We start from the raw sequence: 20,265 nt of genomic DNA, 5'->3' as shown, positions 1-20,265 counted from the left end.
CAGCAGCAGGAAATGACCATGGATATCCGGTCCTTGCTCGCCAGCCGCACGCGCTGGCAACCCGCAACGGAAACCGCCGCCATCAAGGCCAGCCAGGGGGTGGCGGATACCGACGCCAGCACGGGTACCAGCAGCACCAGCAGCGTGAGCGGTGACAGCACCAAGACGGGCCAGAAGGGGGGCCTGACCGGCACCGGTGGCAGCACGCTGGGGCCCTTGACGGCCCTGGCCATGCCCTCCGCCGACAGTGTGGCCGCCGATAAAAAGCAGCTGGGGGATGAGTTGAGCATGACGCTGGCCATTGCTGGCATCAAGACCACGCCGCCCATTGAATTTTCGACCGACCCGAGCGGCAATGTCACCGTCCCTGACAGCGACCCGCGCGCCGGCGACATCCGCAAGGCGCTGGATAACCAGCCGGAGCTGAAACAGCGGCTGAACAAGCTGGTTTCCGACGCCCAGCTGATGGAACATGGCTATGCCGTGCAGGGCTGGTACAAGCAAGTAAATGCTGGCACCTCGGGCGAACAGGCCAACAAGAACCTGCTCGCCGCCGCCGCCAAGATCGATGGCGCCAAGGGTTTCACACTTGGCGATGAGGGCTTGAGTCTGGATGTGGAGGGCATGGGGGCCAAGCTGATGCAGGCCGACGCTGCCCCGCCATCGGATGATGAGAAGATGTGGCGCGAAACCCTGCGCCTGACCAACCGCAAACGCGACAGTGGCGTCACCGCCGCCGCCAAAGAGGAAAATCAGACGGAACAGGCAGAGGCCAAGGAACAGACGCGCCGGAAAGGCAAGGCCCTGGGCAAGCCGGATGGCGACATGGCGACGCAGAATAAGGAAGAGATTCAGCAGGCCGTCGATGCCATCTTCCGCAAGACCGAACTGGGCCTGGCCGCCATCGGCCCCGCCAAGACCAGCGGGGCTGAAACCGCCGCCCTCAGCTGAGCCGTTCCCGCAACGGCGGCTGGGGATTCTCATCCAGCAGCAATTGCAGGAAGGCCAGGTCCAGCCAACGGCCAAACTTGGCCCCCACCTGCGGCATCAGCCCCACCTGGCTGAAGCCCAATTCCAGGTGCAAGCGGATGGAGGCGGCATTGCCCGCCTCGATCCCCGCCACCATCACATGTTTGCCCAACGCCCGGGCCCGCCCGATCAGGGCCAGCATCAGGGTCCGGCCGATGCCGCCCCGCCGCCGGTCACCGCGCACATAGACGGAATGTTCCACCGTGTGGCGGTAACCGTCAAAGGCCCGCCAATCCCCGAAGGAAGCATAGCCCAGCACGGTGCCATCCGTGTCATCCACCGCCACCAGCACCGGATAGCCCAGCCGCTGCCGGTCTGCCATCCAGGCCACACGGTTGGCCGCATCCACCAATGTTTCATTCCAGATGGCGGTGGTATGGGCCACGGCATCATTATAGATGGCGGCAATCGCCCCGGCATCCGCCGGGTTGGCATCACGGATCAACATGGCATTCGGGCTCCCCGGTTGCTGGCCGATGCCCCATCTACCCCGGCGGGGCGATGGAAGCGACGGGAAAACGAGGGTTGCGCCACATTCCCGCATCACACGCCCTTGCCATCCCCCCACCCGTTCGGCTACGGTCCCCCGCCATGGATGCCCGCTTGGCGGAATGGTAGACGCCAGAGACTTAAAATCTCTTGTCCTCCGGGGCGTGCCGGTTCGAGTCCGGCAGCGGGCACCAAATTGATTTTATTGGGTAAATCCATTCTCACCCAGATGAGAACAAAAGTGGATTTACCAACTCGCCCGCCTCGCCCCTTGTCTGCTTTGGCTGAACAACCCGGAAGCGGTGGCATTATTCCAAGCCTAAGGATGATGGCGCCGGCGACGGCGCGAAGGTCAACATCATGGGCCCCGTGGCGGTATCACCATGGTCGGGCCCGGTGGGCCGGCAGACAAAACCCAACAGCATTTCAAACGACCTGACCTGCGGGTAATCTCATCCCCAGGATGTTGTTTTATGAGTTTTATGAAATCTAAAATTTTCTCACAAAACATATTGCAGCTTTTAGCTGCTGGTAATATGATTTTTATCGCTAAGGTGGAAAAAATGGCGGTACGCCACTTCCATGACAAGAGCAGAAAATCCAAAAAGGAGCATGTGAGATGAGCAACACCCTGTTGCCCGGACTGGCAAACCTTGGCCAATCGTACGATGTTTTTGATTTATACGCCAACCCACTAAGTTGCGGACTACAACTTTTTGATTGGAAATTGACGGATAACACAAAAAAATTTACATTTGGAGAAAATGAATATTTATATTCAAATAATTTTGTGGTCGTTGAAATCTTAAATCAAGCATATACAAAATTCTCCTCCGGAAGGAGCGTCAGCTCATATTCAACAAATTTCAGCAGTCAAACAGGACTTTCCGGTGATTACGGATTTTTCTCGGCATCCATATCGGTAAATTTTAGCGAATCCAGCCGAAAAAGTACCGACCAATCCTTTGTCTCTGTGATGTGGGTGAATCCCCTGTGGAAAGTGGGGTTCGATCTACAGACGCCCCCCTTGCGACCGGAATTCGAACAGGACTTAAACGGCCTGCCGCCGGCCAAGCTGTTCAACAAATATGGCACCCATTATTTGAAAAACGTCATCGTCGGCGGCAGGGCGGACGCCTATTCCACTGTACTGAGTACAGCATTCCAGAAGAGCACCGATCTTCAAGTCGCGGCTGAGCTGTCGTATAAATCAATCCGCGGCAGCATTACCGCCAAGGAGAAAGACAGTCATCTTACCCAGCTTGACACCTTCGCCTCCAACAGCAGCACCAACTCTTTCTGCGTCGGCGGTACCAGTTCTCTGTGGGGAACGGTCATGAACGGGCCTACGGCATTCCAGGCCTGGGCAGCAACCATCCCGAAAACTCCTGTCTTGTGCGACTTTGACGGCAACAGCCTCGCCCCGATCTGGGAGCTGTGCACGAATGACAGCCGCCGTGCCGCACTCCAGCAATATTTCACCAATAACTTGAAGTTTCGGCTGGAGTACCGGCGGCTGACCAATCTTGAGGGGTGCGGTTCTGACCAGGGCAGCGGCGCTTCCCGCGATGTCAGTTTTTTCCGGCCCTTGGCGGCGGGGCTGGGTGAGTATAGCTGGGTCGGCCAATCCGCACAGAGCAACTATGGTCAACTGGAAGCGGGAAGTGCTGTCATCATCGTCAGACCGTCGCACCCACAGGCGGTGGCACCGCCGGTGGGGTGGGAGCCGGTCTGGAACGACAAGGGATCCGGGGCGGATCGAGACTACTCGCTTTGGCGCCCCATTGCACCGGTGGGGTATGTCGCCCTGGGCCATCTGGCCCGTTTCGGAGTCGCGGACTATAATCCACCCTCCCCCGAGGAAACGGAGGGGTTCGTCTGCGTGCATGAATCCTTGGTGGTCGATGCCACCTCGGGTTCCCTGGCCTGGAATGACCAGGGCAGCGGGTCGAAGGCGGATGGGGCGATCTGGGATATCGTCCCCGCCAACAAAGGCGATGGGGTTACGGCTGGAACCTTCTTCGCCTGCCAAGGCTATGGCGCCCCACAGACCCCGTTGCTGAACGTCTATTGTCTGTCACGGATGCGTACCAACAATGTCCTTACCTGATCCCACCTGTATCAGGGGGCGGTACCGTCCCCTGGCTTTGCAAAGGAACCACGGCGTGATGCCCCCAATCCCGGTTCGTTTCCTCGCCGGGATTGGGGGCTATTCAAACCGCCCGACATCGAACAGGAAGGGCGTTCCTGCTTCGGCGTCCAGGTTACGCCAGCGGGCGACAAGACCATCGCCGCCTAGCTGTTGCAGCCAGCGCGAATAGGTGCCTTCCAGCACATGGGCCAGCCAGGATGGCATCTCGGCCGGCTGGTCGGGCAGCATCGGCACCGGATAGGCACCATGGGTGATGTGCAGCACATTGCCCGCATCGGTGAATTCCACCCAACCCCAGCCGATTTCCCGCCACAGCACTGATGCCGCCATCTGCACCTCTGACAGGCTGGTGCAGGGCGGCAGCGGCGTGACATCGGCCAGCCGCGTGCCCACCGTGCGGTAAAAGCGCGTCTGCGCCTCTGGCAAGTCCAGCAACAGGGCCACATCCTGGGTCAGTACCGCCAGCAGGGTCCGCCATTGCGGCACACAGGAATGGCTGACGAAGTGTTCCAACGTGCGAACGGTCCCCTCATCCAGCGACGGGGCGGTCGGGCGCTTGTTGAACAGCATCTTCTCAAACATTCCCTGCATCCTCATGTGACCATGGCCGTCAATCCCCGATGGAGGCGCGCAGCCCGACCAGCCCCGCCCCCTCCGTCCAATCGGCGGCCCGGCGCAGCTTCACCGTACCCGTCAGGGCAATGCCCGTGGCCAGACGATATTCCAGCGATCCCTCCAGATTATAGCCGATGCCCGTACTGGACTGGCCGGCATAGCCGGTGGCGAAGGCCGGATCGGTTTTAACCCGGTCCGGCACCAGGGCCAACAGGGCTTTCTGCCGGTTGCTGTCGGTCGGGAACAGTTCCACCCCGTCTTCGCGGAAATAGCGCATCCCGATCCCGGCCCCCAGCCGGTATTTCAGATCGCCTTCCTGCCCGCGATATTCCACCGGGAAGGTGACGGCATAGAATTCCTGCGGACTGAAATAGCCGCCATGGCCAAAGCTGAAATGGCGCAGATTGCGGTCATAGGCCATGCTGGTCAGGTTGGCGCCCAGCGTCAGCTCTGAAGTGGGTGTGCGCATCAGGCGCAGGAAGCCGCCCAGGCTGGCCTCCAGCTTGTCATTGTCGGCGACATTGATGCCCTTCAGACTGGCATAGTTGATATCGGCATAAAAGCCGATCAACCCGGTATCATAGACGGCGCCGATGCTGCCGCCCGTGCTGTCGATGGCGCCCCAGCGTTCCCCTGTCAGCGGGTCGCGCGCGCCACCATAGGAGAGCAGGCTGTCGGTCACCGGACGGCGTTCGGCCTTCAGCCGCAGTTGCAGCGCATCGGTCAGATGCGGCTGCCAGCTGATCCCGCCTTCCAGCCGGGTCTTTTCCAGCCCCAGCGGGGTGGAACCGATATCCAACTGGAAGCTGCCGCGCTGATAAGCCAGATTGAAGGCGACACCCTGATCCTGCTGGTCGGCCGGTTTCAGGGCATTGTCAACATCCCGGAACATTCCGCTGCCGAAAAGACGCCAGGCTTCCGCCCCGTTGCCAAAGCCACCAGCATCCAGCCGCACGGCGGTTGCCTTGGCGGTCAGGCGGTCACCACCGAACAGCGGCAGGGAGGCGCCGGCCGTGGCCGTCATCTCCATCAAGCGGCTGCTGCCGCCGCTGCCGGACCGGGTGCGCAAGCCCCCTTCGGCGAAAAGCTGTGGGGCCAGGGCGGTACGGGTGGCGTCGCGCTCTGCTTCGATGGCCACCAGCAAGCCATCCTCCGGCACGGCGGCCGCCACGGATTCCGCCTTGTTACGGAACGGGTTGTTGGGTGCGCTCTGTGGTGTCGCCCCCGTATCGGTCAAGGTTGCCAGCCGTCCATTACGGGCCCGGTTCAAACTGGCCAGCGCCGCACGGTCATTGCCATCGGCGCGCAGCAACTGGGCCTGACGCAGCATCAAGGCGGCATCATCCGGCGCGCGGCGCAGGGCGGCGGTGACGATGGCCTGGGCGCGGGCCGGCTTGCCCGCAGCCAGCGCCGCGTCGGCGGCGGCCTGGGCGGCATCCACATTATCCGGTTCCCGACGCAGCAGCCCTTCATACAGGGCCAGCGCATCGCCCGGCCGATCGGCACTCTGATACAGCCGGGCCAGGGCCTGGGTCAGCACCGGATCGCTGGGCCGGTCGCGGAACAGCGGGGCCAGCGCATCAAAGGCATCGGCATAGTTGCGCTGCTGGCGCGCCTCGTCGGCGCTGTCCACCGCCATGGCCGTGCGCAGGGCCTCCACCGCCTCCCGCTCGGTGGCGGACAGGTCGGCCCGCATCTCCAGCTGGCGCAGGATGGCGGCAGCATCCGGCCGCTGTTTCGCCTTCAACAGCAGCAGCGCATATTGCACCTGGGCCGCCGGGGAGACCTGGGGCCGCAGCAATTCCGGCCGCAGCAGCGCCAGCCCTTCCGGCATAGCACCGGCATCAGCCAGGGCAGCCGCCAGGGCACCGCGCGTTTCCGGCCCCGTGGCCTGGGCGCGCAGGGCCAGCAGCCGGTCACGGGCCATTGGGCCAAAGCGCTTGGCCTCAGCAATCGCCGCTTCCATCTGGGATCGCTGGCGCAGGTCGCGCAATTCGGGCGTCATTTCACGGGCTGGAATCCGGTCCAGCAGCGGCCCGACGGCAGCCCAGTTGCGCCGCTCGCTCTCAAACAGCGCAACCGCGTGCAGGGCGGCGGCATCAGCGGGCCCGCTTTCCGGCAAGGCCAGCGCCATCAGGTTTTCCGCCATGGCCGCCTCATTCTGGCGCAGCAGCAGGCGGGCATAATCCAGCCGCAGCCAAGCGTCACCCGGCGTGATGGCCAGCGCCTCGGCATAAAGGCTGCGCGCCCCGGCCGCATCACCAGCCGCCGCCTTGGCCATGGCATCGGCGCGGATGATGCCGGCCCGCATCCGTGGATAGCTGGGCAGGCGGGCGGCAACGGCGGGCGACAGGCTGGCCAGCAGGTCGCGCGCCTCCCCGTCCCGCCCTTGCCGCAGCAGGCTGCCGCTCAGCCCGTTCAGCGCATCGGCATTATTGGGATCAGCGGCCAGCACGGTGCGCCAGGCCCGTTCGGCCGCCGATCCGTCGCCGCGCCGTTCCTCAATATCCGCCAGCAGCAGCCAGGCGGCGCGCCCATCAGCACCCCCCTTTGCCGTCAGCGGGCGCACCTTGGCCGCCGCTTCATCCAGCCGGCCGGCATCGCGCTGGCTGCGCGCCTGGGCCATGGCTTGCCAGAATCCGGCGCTGTCCAGCGCCGCGCGCCATTTGGCTGCTGCGGTCGGTTCGGCCTTGGCGGCAGCTTCCAGCAGGTCACGTGCCTCCGCAAAGCGTTCCTGGCGCAGACGCACCAGCCCCAGCCCGGCGCGCGCCTCCGCATCCTTGGCATCCTCGCTCAGCGCGGCGTTGAACTGGCGGTCGGCCGTCGCCAAATCGCCTTTCTCCAGCGCGGCATAGCCGGCGGCGCGCGACCGCCCGGCCACCGAACCCGGTCGCGTCGCCAGGGCCAGCCGGTCGGCCACCGGCTTGTCACCCGGTACCATGGCCAGATAGGCATCATAAAGCGGGCGGTCGCGTTCCTGCGCCTCCAGCCAGATCAGTGCTTCCCGCCAGGCCCCCTTGGCATCGGGCGACAGCGGCCCGTTCTGGGCCAGGGCGGCCAGCCGGGCGATCCCGTCGCGGCGACTGGCCTCGCGGTAGGTCAGCACCTTGGCATAGGCCAGCTTTTCCGGCTGCCCCGCCTTGGGCGCATCGGCCAGACGGGCCAGCCCGTCACGCGCCTGATCCCAGCCGGCCGGGGTGCCGGCCAGGGTCTGGTAATATTCCAGCGCCAGCCCGGCCGGCACCTCCGGCCCGCCAAAGCTTTCCTTGTACTTGGCCACGGCCCCGGCAGCATCGCCGGTGCGGGCCAGCCGCCGCGCCTCCGTCAACAGGGTCTGGCGGTTGCTGGCCAGATTGACGGCCTGGCTGGCGGCCCGCTGCGTCTCCCCACCCGCCGGCTGCTGGCGGGCCAGTTCACCCAGCAACGCGTCGGCACGGGCACGGTTACCCTGGTCAGCCTCCAGCTCTGCCAGCCGGGCCAGCGCCTGCACATTGCCCGGATCGGTGGTCAGGATGGTGTTCAACGCCTCCCGCGCCAGATCGGGCCGGTCGCGGCGCGACCAATATTCGGCCTTCTGCAGCAACAGGCCGATGGCATCATCGGCAGCCAGTACCGGCAGCGGCGCCCCGATCAGCAGCAACGAGAGCAACAGGCCGACAAATAGCTTCTTCATGACTGCTTCTCCCGGGCGGCGAACGCTGCCAGCCGTTGCCGTGCCCGGCGTCGCAACAGCGCCGAAGCGGTCACTGTGAACAGCCCCACCCCCAGCAGACTGGTCAGCAACGCCAGCGGCCAGTGACGCGAGGCGAACCAGAGCGCCTTGGTCCAGGGATCCAGCTGGCCAACCCAATAGCGGGGGCCGAGCTGGAAGCTGCGCAGTTCCCCGCCATTCAGGATCACCAGATCGCCCTGCACCTTTTCCGCCTGGGTGGGCTGGCGCAGCGCCCCCACCAGACGCGGCAGCAGCGCCGGTGACGTGCCGGTGACAGCCACCACCGTGCGCCCCGCCGTCACGGGTGACTGGAAGGACATCAGGATGCCCAGATCACCCGTCTGATCCACCAGCGCGCGTTCGGCCTCCTGCCGCGTGCCGTTGCCGGCCGCGACCGGATCGTCGTTCAGGGCGCTGCTGATCCGTTCCAGCGGGCTGATGGTGTTCAAGGCCACGGCCCCGCCCTGGGGACGCGCCGGCGCCCGGTCGGCCCAGCGCTGCAACAGCGGCTGGCGGGCGAAATCGCCGATCAGCACCAGATCGCGGTCCCGCAGCACAGAATCGCTTACGGTGCCGCGACGGAACTGCACCCGCGTTACCGGATAGCCGGTGGCCGCCCCCGCCAGCCCCAGGAAATCCAGTGCCGCTTCCACATCCGCTGCCTGCGGCTGTTCGGGCAGCAGCAGCAGCGTCTCCCCCAGATCGGCCATGCGGGTATAGGGGAAACCGGCCCCGGCCAGCAGCGACAGGTTGGGCAGGGTGGTGAAATGCGCCACGTTGGAAAGGTCGATCTCCGTATCGGGATCGATGACGGTGCGCAGATTGTCCGGGATGGTCGGCTGGCATTCGCCGCGATTGACCGGATAGAGATTGTAGAACAGCTCCAGCCGGTTACGGCCATAGAACAGGTAGGGCGGCAGCCGCACCGGCCGTTCGCGGCGCTGGTAATCATCCAGCAATTCGGTGCGGAACCAGTCGGTCAGCCGGTCTTCGCGCAGTTTCAGGCTGTCGACATAGACCCCGTTCAGGGAGATATCCAGGCGCGACTGTGCCAGATCCAGCCAATTGCCGCCGGGATAGCGATAGCGCACGGTCAGCGGCACGCCCCGCCCGCGCCAGACGAACAGGTCGGGCGCCATGGCAAAGGAAATCCGCACCGGGCCGGGCCGCAGCCCCTGGCCCTGCAACTGGCTGGGCGTCGCCAGCTCGCTCAGCCGCACGGTGCGGCCGGTGGGAATCCAGCGCGGCGCATCATAGGGTTCACGGGCAGAGGGCACAGGGGCACGCACCGTGGCCCGCTCCCCCGTCAACCCGCCGGCCCCGCCCAGCGCCAGCGCCAGGGCGGCGGCCGTCATTTCCTCCTCCGTGCGGCCCAGCACCAGCAGCAGCCGGTGGTTGGGTGACAGCGGGTTGGGGATGACGGCAATGGTCGGCCCTTCCACCGGGCCGGCATCCAGGCCGGGTGGCAATGTCTGCGGCATGGCGACAATCACGGCATGATCATCGGGCAACTGGTCGCCATAGGCGGGGAAATGGGCCGGGCGGAAATCCGCCGCCGCGCCAAACCAGGACGCCACAATTCCCGCCGCCCGCAACACCGCATCCGAGGGGGTGGCCCCCAGAACGAAGGGCAGGTTCAGGGCCCTTCGATCATGATCATCAAAGAAGGGCCGGGGCAGCAGCGACAGATCGGTGGTCAAGGCCAGCCGCTGCAAGGACAGGCGCAGGGCGGAATTGGCATTGACCATGGCCCAAAGGCTGGAATGCTGGGGATCTTCGCAGCCATTGGTGTAATGGCCGACAAATTCCAGCCCGATGCGGTTTTCCTGGCGCAGCACCATCGGGTCGATGGGGATTTCCACCACCTGCCCTTCCGCCGTCTGGGGGGAGAAGGCGACATTGCCCACCATCTCCCCATTCACCGACACCTGCAGGTGGCTCAAGGGCGACAGCAGGGCCGGGGAATTGCCCAGGCTGAGGCGCAGGGCGGCCGCCGTCACCACCTCATCCCGGCGGATGGTAAAATCCAGCCCGCGCCGGTCCAGCACGCCCCGCAGCGTCAGCGCCCCTTCCGGTGCCATGCTGGACAGGGGCAGCACCTCCTGCCGGCTGTTGGCGGCGGTCAGCGGATCGGCCGCCCCGGCCGCCAGGGCGGCGGGCGGCAGCACCGCCATCAGGGTCAGCAGCCCCAGACCGGCCAGCAGGGCGGCCGAGGCCCGGCCGGCGGGCCGGCGCAGCCAATGCGCGAACAGGTCAATGGCACTGGACAGGATGCGCCGCAGCGACCGCATCGGCCCCGCCTCTTCCACCTGATCCCAATCCAGCCAGGCATCGGCCCGGCCAAAGGTGGCCAGCACCAGCAGACGCAGATGCATTTCATCCAGATCGGCAAAGCGCAGGCGGGTGGCGTTGGTGGCATCGGCCATCACCTGGGCCGGCAACAGCAGCGGACGCCCGCGCAGGTTCAGCTCCACCTTGATCTCCGTGCCGGCAGGGGCCGGTGGCTGTTTCATCGGCAGGCAGAGATTGGCCCCGCCCATGGAAATATCATTGGCCACCCCCTGCACCTGCCGGCCATCGGGCAGATGCAGGGTCAGCGGCAGACGCAGACCAATGCGCACATGCCGGCGGGCCTGGCGCTTTTCCAGGCCGGTGGCCGCCGCTGCCCCCAGGATCATGATATTGAACCAGGCCCAGAACATGTTGATCAGCAGCACGCCCAGTTCGCCCTCCGCCAGCCCGTCGGTGGCGGCGCGGAAAATGCCCCAGCCATAGCCGGCCAGCAGCAGCAGGATGGTGACGATCTGGGGCAGCACGGAGCGGCGGTCGAAAAAGCCGAAACCCAGCAGCCCGCCCTTATCCGTGACGTTGAACCGCCCCTTCTTGGGATTGATCAGGGTCACCAGCGTCGGGATCAGCAGATGGAAGGCCAGGATCGTCTCATAGACCTCGCCCCAGAACAGGCTGCGATAGCGGCCCTGAAGCCGGTGGTTGGTGGCCACCGCCATCAACAGATGCGGGCCGGCATAGCCCACCACCATCACCGCCGAGGCCACCATGACATTGATGTTCAGCACCAGATAGGCCAGCGGCGCCGTCAGCACCACGATGCGCGGCAGGGGGAAGAAGAAATGCAGCATCGCGTTCAGGTAACAGAGGCGCTGCCCCCAGCCGAGGCCCCGGCCGAACAGCGGGTTGTCTGTGCGGAAAATCTGGTTCATGCCGCGCGCCCAGCGCGCCCGCTGGCCCAGATGCGCCGACAGGGTTTCCGTGGCCAGGCCGGCGGCCAGCGGCAGCCGCAGATAGGCACTGGTCCAGCCATGGCGGTGCAGGCGCAGGGCAGTGTGCGCATCCTCCGTCACCGTCTCCACGGCGAAGCCGCCAATATCCACCAGCGCCTCACGCCGCAGCACGGCGCAGGAACCACAGAAAAACGCGCTGTCCCACAGGTCATTGCCATCCTGCACCAGCCCATAGAACAGCAGCCCTTCATTGGCCAGCCGGCGGCCGGGCTTCAGGTTTCGCTGCACCGGATCGGGCGAATAGAAATGGTGGGGCGTCTGTACCAGGGCCAGCCTCTGTTCGTTCAGGAAGCCGCCCATGGTCATCTGCAAGAAGGCCCGGTTGGGCACATGATCGCAGTCGAAAATGGCAATGAAGGGCGCGTCGGTCTGGGCCAGCGCATGGTTGAGATTACCGGCCTTGGCATGGCGATTGTCCGGCCGCGCGATGTAGTTGACGCCACAGCGGGCGGCGAATTCGCGGAATTCCGGCCGGTCGCCATCATCCAGCAGATGCACATGCAGCCGGTCGCGCGGCCAGTCCATATCCAATGCGGCCCAGACCGTGTTGCGCACGATCTCCAGGCTTTCATTATAGGTGGGGATCATCACATCGACATGCGGCCAGGCGGCCAGATCGGCCGGCAGCGGCACCGGCTTGCGCCCCAGCGGCCAGGCGCTTTGTACATAGCCAAGCAGCATCACCACCCAGGCATAAATCTCCGCCAGCAGCAGCCCGAGACCCAGCAGGGTCTGGGTGCCATCCGCCATGCCCATGGTTTCGGTGATGCGCCACCACAGGTATCGGGAGCTGAGCAGGGCAGAGACCGCCATCATCAGCAGGCTCCAGCGCCGGCCGGCCCGGCGCGACAGCAGCAGCAGCAAAGCCACCGCCCCGAAAGAAACCACCATCTGCGCTGGCAACGGCATCGGCACGGCAATCAGCGGGATGGACAGCAGCAAACCCAGCAGCAGCAGCACCCGCAACAATGCCGGCCGGTCGGCCCAGCGTTCGAACAGAAGCGTCATTGCTTTCATGGCACAGGCACCGCCAGGGCAAAATACAGGCTGCCGGCCAGAAACCCCAGGGCCGGTGCAATCTGGGAAGGGATGGGATCAAGCCGATGCCAGGACAGGCCGCCAGCCGGCAGCCCGGTCCCGGCCCAGAAACCTAACGCAGTCGGGCAAACAGGGCCGGCAGCTTCTGATCCGCACCCTCTCCCCCGCCGGTGGCCAGGCGGTGGAACAGGGCATCAATGGGCCGGTCGGCCAGTCGGTCAGCCACTCGGTCAGTCGGTCGGTCCGCGCGGGACGGCTGGGCGCTGCGCCGTGACGTCTCCGTCCGCGCGGCCCCGGGGATGACCGGCCGGATGAATACGGGCCGTTGGGGTGCCGCCACGGGCGGCGGTTCGGGTGCTGGCGGTGCGGTTGCCGGTGTTTCCACCGGTGCCGCCATCGTCTTCAGCTTCTCCTCCAGCTGCAGATCGAAGGCGGAAGCGAAATCCCGATATTCAAATCCGTCAACTTCAGATTGTTCCAGAAGTCGGGCAATATCAGAGCCGGTTCGTCCCATCACCATCCTCCTTCCGTTGTCTGCGTTTACGGTATATTAACAACACGGCACACCAATTCAGGCGTAAATGCGTTATTAATTGATCTATTTCATTTGTTTATACTGAATAAAATCGCACTGTTTTCCATGACGAAGTTGGGAATGAGTGTCATGCGACCGGCGAATGGTATGTTTATGGTTAATTATTCCTTAAAATTCCTTGGCACCCTAGGTAAACTTAACTCGTTTACCCGGACAACAGCGCCAAACGTCATATTTCACCGTTAATTGAAATCATTGTAGTTATTTTCATAGTTTCTGGCAATTAAGTTTTAAAAATAGACCAATCTGTTAATGAATTCATTTGAATGCATTAAATATCTGGAAATTGGATTGATTTTCCAAACAGGACGCAAAACAAGATATATAAAATGTCAATAAAAAGCTTTAGGAAACCCCACCCCCTTATCCAAGGCACAAATATCAACGCGATATATCGAGGGGTCGCTGACCTTTCCGTCATATCATCGACCGGATCGGCATGTTTATAGTCCATCCTGTATCCACCCGCGTTTGGAAACGTCACGGTCATGATCGTCTCCCCTTCCCGCCGTCAGATGCTGACCATGCTTGCCATCCTTGCCCCGGCTGCGCTCACCCCCGGCGGCCCCGGCTGGGCACAACCGGCAGGCGAAGGTGCAAGCGGTGATTTTCCGGCCGCCTGGGCTGTCTATCGTCGCCGCTTCGTGCGCCTGGAAGGGCGGGTGGTGGATAGCGGCAATGGCGGTGTCAGCCATACGGAGGGCCAGGGCTGGGGGATGCTGTTCGCCGAAGCCGCCGGCGACCGGGAAAGTTTCGACAGCCTGTGGAACTGGACGCAGAACAATCTGCGCCGACCAGAAGATGGCTTGTTCAGCTGGCGCTGGCAGCCCGATGCCACCCCGCCCGTGCCTGATCGCAACAATGCCAGCGACGGTGACCTGCTGATCGCCTGGGCGCTGCTGCGTGCCGGTCGCCGCTGGCAGAACAGCGCCTATCAGCAGGCAGCGCTGGAGCTTTCAGCCGCCATTCAGGAGACATCCCTGCTGCGCGATGGCAAGAAGGCGGTGCGCGCCCTGCTGCCGGCCCGGCAAGGGTTCCAGCGCGATGGCGGCACCATCGTCAATCTTTCCTATTTCGTCTTTCCGGCTTTCCGGGAGCTGGCGGCGGCAGAAAAGCAGGCCGGGCGGGCAGAGCGGGCGGCGCTGTGGCAGGCGACCATCCTGGCCGGCCTGTCCCTGCTGCGTCGCGCCCGTTTCGGCACCTATCAATTACCGCCCGACTGGCTGTTTCTGGGGGATGATGGGGAACTGTTTCCGGCCCCGGACTTCCCGCCCCGCTTCGGGTACGAGGCGGTGCGCATCCCGCTCTATCTGGCCTGGGCCGGGCTGCTGGGGGGGGAACTGGCCACCCCCTACCGCACCCTATGGGCCCAGTCGATCCCCGGTTGGGTCAACCTGCACAGCGACGCGCAATCCGATTATCAGGAACATAATGGCTTTCGCGCCGTGGCAGCGCTGGTGCTGCCGGCCGACCATCTGCCGCTGCAAGCACCCGCCGACGGGGTGCCGACGGCAGAGGATAATTACTATTCCGCCAGCCTGCTGCTGCTGGCCGCCCTGGCCCGGCGGGAACAGGGCAAGCCGTAAGCTGGTCAGAGAGCGAGGTCAGACGCCCCAATGGCGGACGCGCCCCGTATCCACATGCACGAAGCTGGACTTGCTGTAGATGCCCACACCGCCCAGCTTCAGATCAACCGCTGCCTGACGGATACGGGCCAACTGGCGGCTGGGCAGATCGATATCGATCGCCTTGCCTTCCATATGCAGGCTCTTGGTCGCCACACCCTCGGTCTTGGCTGCCAGCATGGCGTTGGTCTTGGGGCAGCGATAGCCGGAGATGACCTGGAACGGTTCTTCCGTGCGCAGGCGCTGGCGCAACTGGAACAGCAGGTCCAGCAGCTTGGGGTCCATGCGGCCCTTTTCGCCGGTGCGCCAATCGCGCAGCATCTCATTCACGTCCGCCAGGGCCGTGGGCAGGTAACGCCCGTCAGCGAAATAGGTGACGCGCAGCTTCTCCCTGGTATGGGGAGAGACAAAGGAGACGACGCGCCGGGTGGCGCCCAGCGGGGCGGCGGCGGCGCGGTCGGTGATGATGGTCGGCAGCGCAATGGCGGCACCCGCCGCCATCACAAAGCCACCAAGGGAGCGCAGAAAGCCCCGACGGGAAGCCTCCGGCAAGGGGGAAGAGGTATCACATGAAAGAGACGAATCGCGTCCGACAAGATTATTGACGCCCAGGTCGGTCGTGTTCGGCCGTTCTACCATGCCCCTCGCCCTTTCCCGATCTCTCTGGCCCCCTGCAACCGTGGCGCTGGGGACACTCCCTTGTCACAAACAAAGCGTTTACCCCGCGCCAATCGCGGGGCACGAATGCAGTGATGGCAGATCGAGGCGGGGGAGGCAAGCAACAAATTGCCCCAGGGATTAATCCGTCTGAAACCGGGAACAAAACGTAAAAGCAAGCACAATCAAGGGGTAACGCTACCCATTCCGCTGACGGCGGGTGCCGGGTTCAGACCGGGTGCCGGCGTGGCGGGCGGTGGCGGGGCGGAAGCAGGCGCCGTGCGGGCCTCTGCCTCCACTGCATCCAGCTTCACCCGGCTGGCCCGCATGGCGGCGGCCAGCTTGCGGTCGCGGCCATAGATGTCAGAGCGGAAATCCACCGTGCCATCATCCTCCACAAAGGCGGTGACATAGGTGATGTGGATGGGAATCGGCTGTTTCAGCCGCACGATGGTGCGTTCCCCGGTCTGCAGGGCCGCATCCAGCTTGGCCCGGTCCCAACTGGTGGTGTTGGTCAGGCGCAGGATGGTTTCCGCCACATCGAACGGGTTTTCCACCCGGATGCAGCCATGGCTGAAGCTGCGATTCGCCCGGTTGAACAGGCCCTTGGACGGCGTGTCGTGCAGATAGATGTCGAACTCGTTGGGGAACATCATCTTGATGCGACCCAGGCTGTTCTTGTCGCCCGGCTTCTGCCGCACGCGATAGGGCAGGCCCTTCATATGGGCCCAGTCCAGGGTGGCGGGATCAACCGCGACGGCCCCTTCCGTGCCATTGGCCAGCAATTCGTAATCATGCTTGGCCAGATATGACGGGTCTTTCTTCGCCTTGGGGAAAATCTCATCCCGCACGATCTTGGACGGCACATGCCAATAGGGATTGACCTCCAGATAGCTCATATTGCGGGAAAAGACGGGGGTGCGGGTGCTGGTGGTGCCCACCACCACCCGGGCCGAATGCACCACCTTGTCATGTTCAAAGATGGACAGGCCGAAGGCGGCCAGATTGACCAGGATGTAATTCGGCCCCAGATCGCGCGGCATCCAGCGCCAGCGCTCCAGATTCATCATGATCTGGGCGGCGCGCTGATCGGCCGGCACATTCAGGGTCAGCACCGTCTGCTTGCCCATCACGCCATCGGGTTCCAGCCCGTGGCGGCGCTGGAACAGTTTCAGCGCCTGTACCGTCACCTCGTCGAACAAGGCCGGGTCTTCCGGCACCGGGGCATTGGCCGCCAGCTCCCCGGTGACGCGCAGCCGGTCGCGCAGGGCCGGCAGGCGTTCGGCATCGCTTTCCCCCGGTTTCAGGGAAACCTCCACCATCGGCACCGGTTTCCAGCCGCCGGCGGCGGCCAGGGCGCGATATTGGGCGAGTGCTGTGCGCAGGCGGGCATATTCCGGGCGGGAGGGGGCCAGCGGCAACAGCACGCCCGCCGGATCGGTATTGTCGGCCAGCTTCGTCAGCAGCAACTGGCCGTCAATCTCCCGCTTATCCATATAGAGTTCGGTATCCACCTCGCTCGGCTCCAGCCGGCCGGTGGCCAGATCGCGGCCGAAATCCAGGGCGCCGTGCGACAGCAGCACTTCCAGTTCGGCCTGGGCATCGGGGCTGTCGCCCCGTTCCATCAGGGTCTGGATGCGGGCAACGCCATAATGGCGCGAATCCAGCCCATCGGCATCGGCCCCCTGCAACAGGGCCAGCAAGGCGGAGGCGCGCGGCGTGGGATGGCCATCCACCACCCAGAGGGGGGCCAGCTTGCGCCCTTCATAGAAGCGGCCCAGGATTTGTAAATCCTGGCCGTCACGGTCAGTCTTGGGCGTGCCGACACCACCCACCAGCCGCTGCTGCAGGGCCTGGCCAAAATTCCGCGCCGGGGCAGCAGCCGCATCGGCCAGCGGTGCCAGCAACAGCAGACCTGCGATCAGGCCCGCCCGCATATTGGTGGAAGAAACCAGCACCGCCCCCGCTCCCGTTTGATTGCACATACCCTTATCAACGAAGCTATGCCGCAAAAGGGCAGCGCCGTCGCCCGTTTAAAAGATCAGGACAACATGGCGTTTTGGTGATGGGGGGCCAGATATGCGGGGGCCGCAGGGGATTTGCAGCCGCATCATTTTCATTGCTGAGTATCAGTCTGAAAGATTTTTATTCATTCTCAATACCTTACCGCATCCTCACCGTCACCCCGGCGAAGGCCGGGGTCCAGGGGCCACAGGCGTTTCGCTCTACGATACTGGACCCCGGCCGCAGCATGGGTGACGGTGATACAGAAAGTCCAAACATGTAAAGCATTGAAATAATATAAAATTTTCCGTACAGGCCATTAGTCTACGACCATGATTTCAAACTGAGATATATAATAATAAAAAACCAAAAAACATATAATGAACCCGAGAAAAAACGACAAAACATGCGTCAATATGGATTTTATACTCACACCCTCCTTACGAACAGAGAGAAATGCATTGGCGCTTTATTTTTTATCGAAAGAAGCACCCTGTCTTTTCCACACTCGCCAATGGCGTTCCTTCGTTTCATAGAGCCCGTCCGGAAAGTTTCACATTATCTCAACATCTGACACGTCTTATCTTTAAACGCTACCGTCACCCCGGCGAAGGCCGGGGTCCAGAATCACAGGCGCTTTGCTCTACGAACTGGACCCCGGCCTTCGCCGGGGTGACGGGATTAAAACATTAAAATGTTGATAAAGAAGGAAAATTTTTCAGACGGACTCATGGATGTAATGAAATGAAAATGGCTTTTATATGATGGATAGGGCCACATAGGAGAGGTCCGCAGGGGATTTGCTTCCCCCTGCGGCTACTCAGCGGATCAGAACCGATAGGTGGCGCTGACCGTGTAGTTACGCGGCTTGCCGTAACGATACTGCGAATAGAAACCGGTCTGGCTGTAATAGGTCTTGTCGAACAGATTCTCCACATTGAGCTGAAGCTGCACATCCTCGGTCACGGCATAGCGGGCCATCAGATCGACCAGCACATAGCCATCCTGCTGGAACCGGTACGCCAGACCGGTCACCGGGTTGGTGCCATCGAAATAGACCTTGCTGCGATAATTGACGCCGCCGCCGATGGTCAGCGCCTCCAGCGCGCCTGGCAGCCGGTAGGTGGTGAACAGCTTGAACAGCTTGCGCGGCTGGTTGGTGATGACCGCCGCCCCTTGGGCATTTTCGGCGATGAACTGGCTGTAGCCGACGCTGATATTCCAGCCCTCCAGGGGCTGGCCGGAAGCCTCCAGCTCAAACCCGCGACTGACGGTGCCTTTGGCGGCCCTGTAGGTCTGCTGCGGCAGGCCGCCACCCGGCGGCACCAGCATGATATCGGGCTCGGCCAGATTATCCTGTTCGATGCGGAACAAGGCCACGGAGGTCTGCAGCGCCTCATCCAGGAAGGCGCTTTTCAGGCCGATCTCATAGGATTGGCCCTGCAACGGGTCCAACTGGGCCAGGGTGCGGTCCCGTTCCGGCTGCGGCCGGAAAATTTCCGTGAAGCTGGCATAGACCCGGTGCTGCGGCGTCAGATCATAGAGGGCGCCAGCATAGGGGATGAAAACATTCTTATCGCCATAATCGCTCTGCACCAGATAGCTGACGCCCTTCTTCTTCCAGGTGGACAGGCGGCCGCCACCGATCAGCTTCAGATCATCGCTGATATTCAGGCGCAGCGCCCCGTAATAGCCGGTCTGCTCCGTCTGTTCCTTTACATCCAGGTTGGCGGTATTGCTGAAACCGGGGTCGGGATAGGTCGCCCCGTTCCAATGTTCGAAATCCTTGCCCGGCGGGAAGCTCAGCGCCGCGAAACTATAGGTATGGCGCTTCTGCTGGCTATGCAGCGCGCCCAGCACCAGTTCATGGTCGCGGCCAAACAGGGGCACCTGCCCCTTGAGCTGGGCGTCATAGCTGTTCTGGATGCTCTGCCCGTCATCCTTGTAGGGATAGCTGAACTGGATATCGCCCGTCGCCTTGTCGACCAGACCGGAGAGATAGAGCAGCTTGCTCTTCTCCGCATTGCGCATCCGGTTGTAATTGGCGACCAGGCTCCAGCGGTCACTGAATTCATGCTTCAGGGAGACGAACAGATTCTCGTTCGTCGTGTCCCAATAGCTCCAGCTTGCTGAGGCGCTTTTGGAGCGTGGCCAGTCGGTCAGCGTGCCATCGGCATAGAAGGTGGGCAAAGCGCCCCAGGAGGGAGCGTTTGGCTCCCCTTTCTGGCGGCTGAACCCCACGCGCAGCAGGGTGTCTTCGGTCACATCCACATCGGCCGTGCCATAAAGGGCGAGCTTGCGATTCTCATAGAGATCGACATTGCTCTCCCCTTCCTCGTAGCGGACAACGCCGCGCACCCGCACGCGGCCATTATCGGTGACGGCACCGCCAATATCGCCCGACAGGTTCCAGCTGTTCCAACTGCCATAGCCGGCGGCGGCATAGCCCGTCCAATCCTTGCTGTCGGCATGTTTGCGCACCAGATTGACGGAGGCCGAGGGCTCCCCGGCCCCGGTCAGCAGGCCGGTGGCGCCGCGCACAATCTCCACCCGTTCATAAAGGGAGACGTCGGCCATGGTCTCCCCGGCCCCGCCGCCCAGCGTCCAGGCCAGCGGCACCCCATCGACCTGATAATTCCGGATCTCAAACCCACGGGCGTAGAATTCATTGCGGACATCATCGGTTTCCAGCGCCGAGACGCCGGCCGCCCGGTCGATCACATCGGCGATGCTGACCAGATTCTGGTCCAGGATGCGCTGTGCGGTGATGATGCTGACCGATTGCGGCGTTTCCCGCACGGTCAGCCCCAGGCCGGTGGCCGTGTCGATCTTGTCGGGCATGGTGTAGGTGCCGATGACAACAATCTCTTCCACCTTGTCGCCGTCGCGGGCCTGCTCCGCCCCCGCAACATTGCCATAGGCGGCAAGCGCACCCCCCAGCAGCAACGCGATCTTCCACTTCATCTCCAGCCCCCACAGCGTTCAACATGCCATGGCTGCTGCTGATAATTTAACTAATAATTATTATCAATAGCCTCATGAGAAAG

At 63.2% G+C, this 20,265-nt stretch carries 12 protein-coding genes and 1 tRNA gene; 5 read left to right on the top strand and 8 right to left on the bottom strand.

Annotated features, from left to right (window positions below):
- Window positions 1-18 precede the first annotated feature (18 nt).
- On the top strand, window positions 19-951 hold the full coding sequence (locus tag PCJ49_RS22385; protein ID WP_269912915.1) for a hypothetical protein: 933 nt from the start codon (window positions 19-21) through the stop codon (window positions 949-951).
- Here PCJ49_RS22385 and PCJ49_RS22380 read toward each other — a convergent pair.
- Window positions 944-1,477: a GNAT family N-acetyltransferase gene (locus PCJ49_RS22380; protein ID WP_269912914.1), complete on the bottom strand. Its 534-nt coding sequence runs from the start codon at window positions 1,475-1,477 to the stop codon at window positions 944-946. The genes PCJ49_RS22385 and PCJ49_RS22380 overlap by 8 nt on opposite strands.
- Window positions 1,478-1,626: 149 nt before the next feature.
- Between PCJ49_RS22380 and PCJ49_RS22375 the strand changes: the two genes are divergently transcribed.
- From PCJ49_RS22375 to PCJ49_RS22365, 3 genes are all read left to right on the top strand, one after another.
- Window positions 1,627-1,712 (top strand) — tRNA-Leu (locus PCJ49_RS22375).
- A 279-nt stretch (window positions 1,713-1,991) separates the two neighbouring features.
- Entirely contained in the window at window positions 1,992-2,141 is a 150-nt protein-coding gene (locus PCJ49_RS22370; protein ID WP_269912913.1) for a hypothetical protein, read from the top strand.
- Window positions 2,138-3,628 carry an MAC/perforin domain-containing protein gene (locus PCJ49_RS22365; protein WP_269912912.1) on the top strand — a complete coding sequence of 497 codons (1,491 nt, stop codon included), beginning with the start codon at window positions 2,138-2,140 and terminating at the stop codon, window positions 3,626-3,628. The genes PCJ49_RS22370 and PCJ49_RS22365 overlap by 4 nt, the downstream gene beginning before the upstream one ends.
- Before the next feature lie 99 nt (window positions 3,629-3,727).
- On the opposite strand, the gene bcsD is transcribed toward PCJ49_RS22365, so the two are convergent.
- The 4 genes from bcsD to PCJ49_RS22345 form a co-directional block, all read right to left on the bottom strand.
- Window positions 3,728-4,252, bottom strand: a complete 525-nt coding sequence (gene bcsD / locus PCJ49_RS22360) for a cellulose biosynthesis protein BcsD (RefSeq protein ID WP_269912911.1) — start codon at window positions 4,250-4,252, stop codon at window positions 3,728-3,730.
- 28 nt (window positions 4,253-4,280) lie between these two features.
- Window positions 4,281-7,958, bottom strand: coding sequence for a cellulose biosynthesis protein BcsC (locus PCJ49_RS22355; RefSeq protein ID WP_269912910.1), 3,678 nt, complete (start codon window positions 7,956-7,958; stop codon window positions 4,281-4,283).
- Entirely contained in the window at window positions 7,955-12,307 is a 4,353-nt protein-coding gene (gene bcsA, locus PCJ49_RS22350; protein ID WP_269912909.1) for a UDP-forming cellulose synthase catalytic subunit, read from the bottom strand. Before bcsA ends, PCJ49_RS22355 begins: the two co-directional genes overlap by 4 nt.
- Before the next feature lie 142 nt (window positions 12,308-12,449).
- Window positions 12,450-12,851: a hypothetical protein gene (locus PCJ49_RS22345; protein ID WP_269912908.1), complete on the bottom strand. Its 402-nt coding sequence runs from the start codon at window positions 12,849-12,851 to the stop codon at window positions 12,450-12,452.
- A gap of 569 nt (window positions 12,852-13,420) precedes the next feature.
- On the opposite strand from PCJ49_RS22345, the gene PCJ49_RS22340 reads away from it, so the two are divergent.
- Entirely contained in the window at window positions 13,421-14,518 is a 1,098-nt protein-coding gene (locus PCJ49_RS22340) for a glycosyl hydrolase family 8 (RefSeq protein ID WP_269912907.1), read from the top strand.
- Window positions 14,519-14,536: 18 nt separating this feature from the next.
- Here the strand turns inward: PCJ49_RS22340 and PCJ49_RS22335 are convergent, their stop codons facing one another.
- The 3 genes from PCJ49_RS22335 to PCJ49_RS22325 form a co-directional block, all read right to left on the bottom strand.
- The gene (locus PCJ49_RS22335; protein WP_269912906.1) at window positions 14,537-15,196 is read right to left on the bottom strand and encodes a DUF882 domain-containing protein; all 660 of its coding nucleotides are present in this window, start codon (window positions 15,194-15,196) and stop codon (window positions 14,537-14,539) included.
- 203 nt (window positions 15,197-15,399) lie between these two features.
- The gene (locus PCJ49_RS22330; RefSeq protein WP_269912905.1) at window positions 15,400-17,172 is read right to left on the bottom strand and encodes a L,D-transpeptidase family protein; all 1,773 of its coding nucleotides are present in this window, start codon (window positions 17,170-17,172) and stop codon (window positions 15,400-15,402) included.
- Window positions 17,173-18,046: 874 nt separating this feature from the next.
- Window positions 18,047-20,182 (bottom strand): TonB-dependent siderophore receptor, encoded by a 2,136-nt coding sequence (locus PCJ49_RS22325; RefSeq protein ID WP_269912904.1) that lies wholly within the window; start codon window positions 20,180-20,182, stop codon window positions 18,047-18,049.
- Window positions 20,183-20,265: the final 83 nt, after the last annotated feature.

The organism is Niveispirillum sp. BGYR6 (assembly GCF_027568365.1).
GTDB lineage: Bacteria > Pseudomonadota > Alphaproteobacteria > Azospirillales > Azospirillaceae > Niveispirillum.
This window is presented reverse-complemented; position numbering and strand designations above follow the sequence as displayed.

Coding starts and splice junctions, on each gene's coding strand:
- PCJ49_RS22385 (WP_269912915.1), top strand. CDS start 19: ATGGATATCCGGTCCTTGCTCGCCAGCCGCACGCGCTGGCAACCCGCA.
- PCJ49_RS22380 (WP_269912914.1), bottom strand. CDS start 1,477: ATGTTGATCCGTGATGCCAACCCGGCGGATGCCGGGGCGATTGCCGCC.
- PCJ49_RS22370 (WP_269912913.1), top strand. CDS start 1,992: ATGAGTTTTATGAAATCTAAAATTTTCTCACAAAACATATTGCAGCTT.
- PCJ49_RS22365 (WP_269912912.1), top strand. CDS start 2,138: ATGAGCAACACCCTGTTGCCCGGACTGGCAAACCTTGGCCAATCGTAC.
- bcsD (WP_269912911.1), bottom strand. CDS start 4,252: ATGTTTGAGAAGATGCTGTTCAACAAGCGCCCGACCGCCCCGTCGCTG.
- PCJ49_RS22355 (WP_269912910.1), bottom strand. CDS start 7,958: ATGAAGAAGCTATTTGTCGGCCTGTTGCTCTCGTTGCTGCTGATCGGG.
- bcsA (WP_269912909.1), bottom strand. CDS start 12,307: ATGACGCTTCTGTTCGAACGCTGGGCCGACCGGCCGGCATTGTTGCGG.
- PCJ49_RS22345 (WP_269912908.1), bottom strand. CDS start 12,851: ATGGGACGAACCGGCTCTGATATTGCCCGACTTCTGGAACAATCTGAA.
- PCJ49_RS22340 (WP_269912907.1), top strand. CDS start 13,421: ATGATCGTCTCCCCTTCCCGCCGTCAGATGCTGACCATGCTTGCCATC.
- PCJ49_RS22335 (WP_269912906.1), bottom strand. CDS start 15,196: ATGGTAGAACGGCCGAACACGACCGACCTGGGCGTCAATAATCTTGTC.
- PCJ49_RS22325 (WP_269912904.1), bottom strand. CDS start 20,182: ATGAAGTGGAAGATCGCGTTGCTGCTGGGGGGTGCGCTTGCCGCCTAT.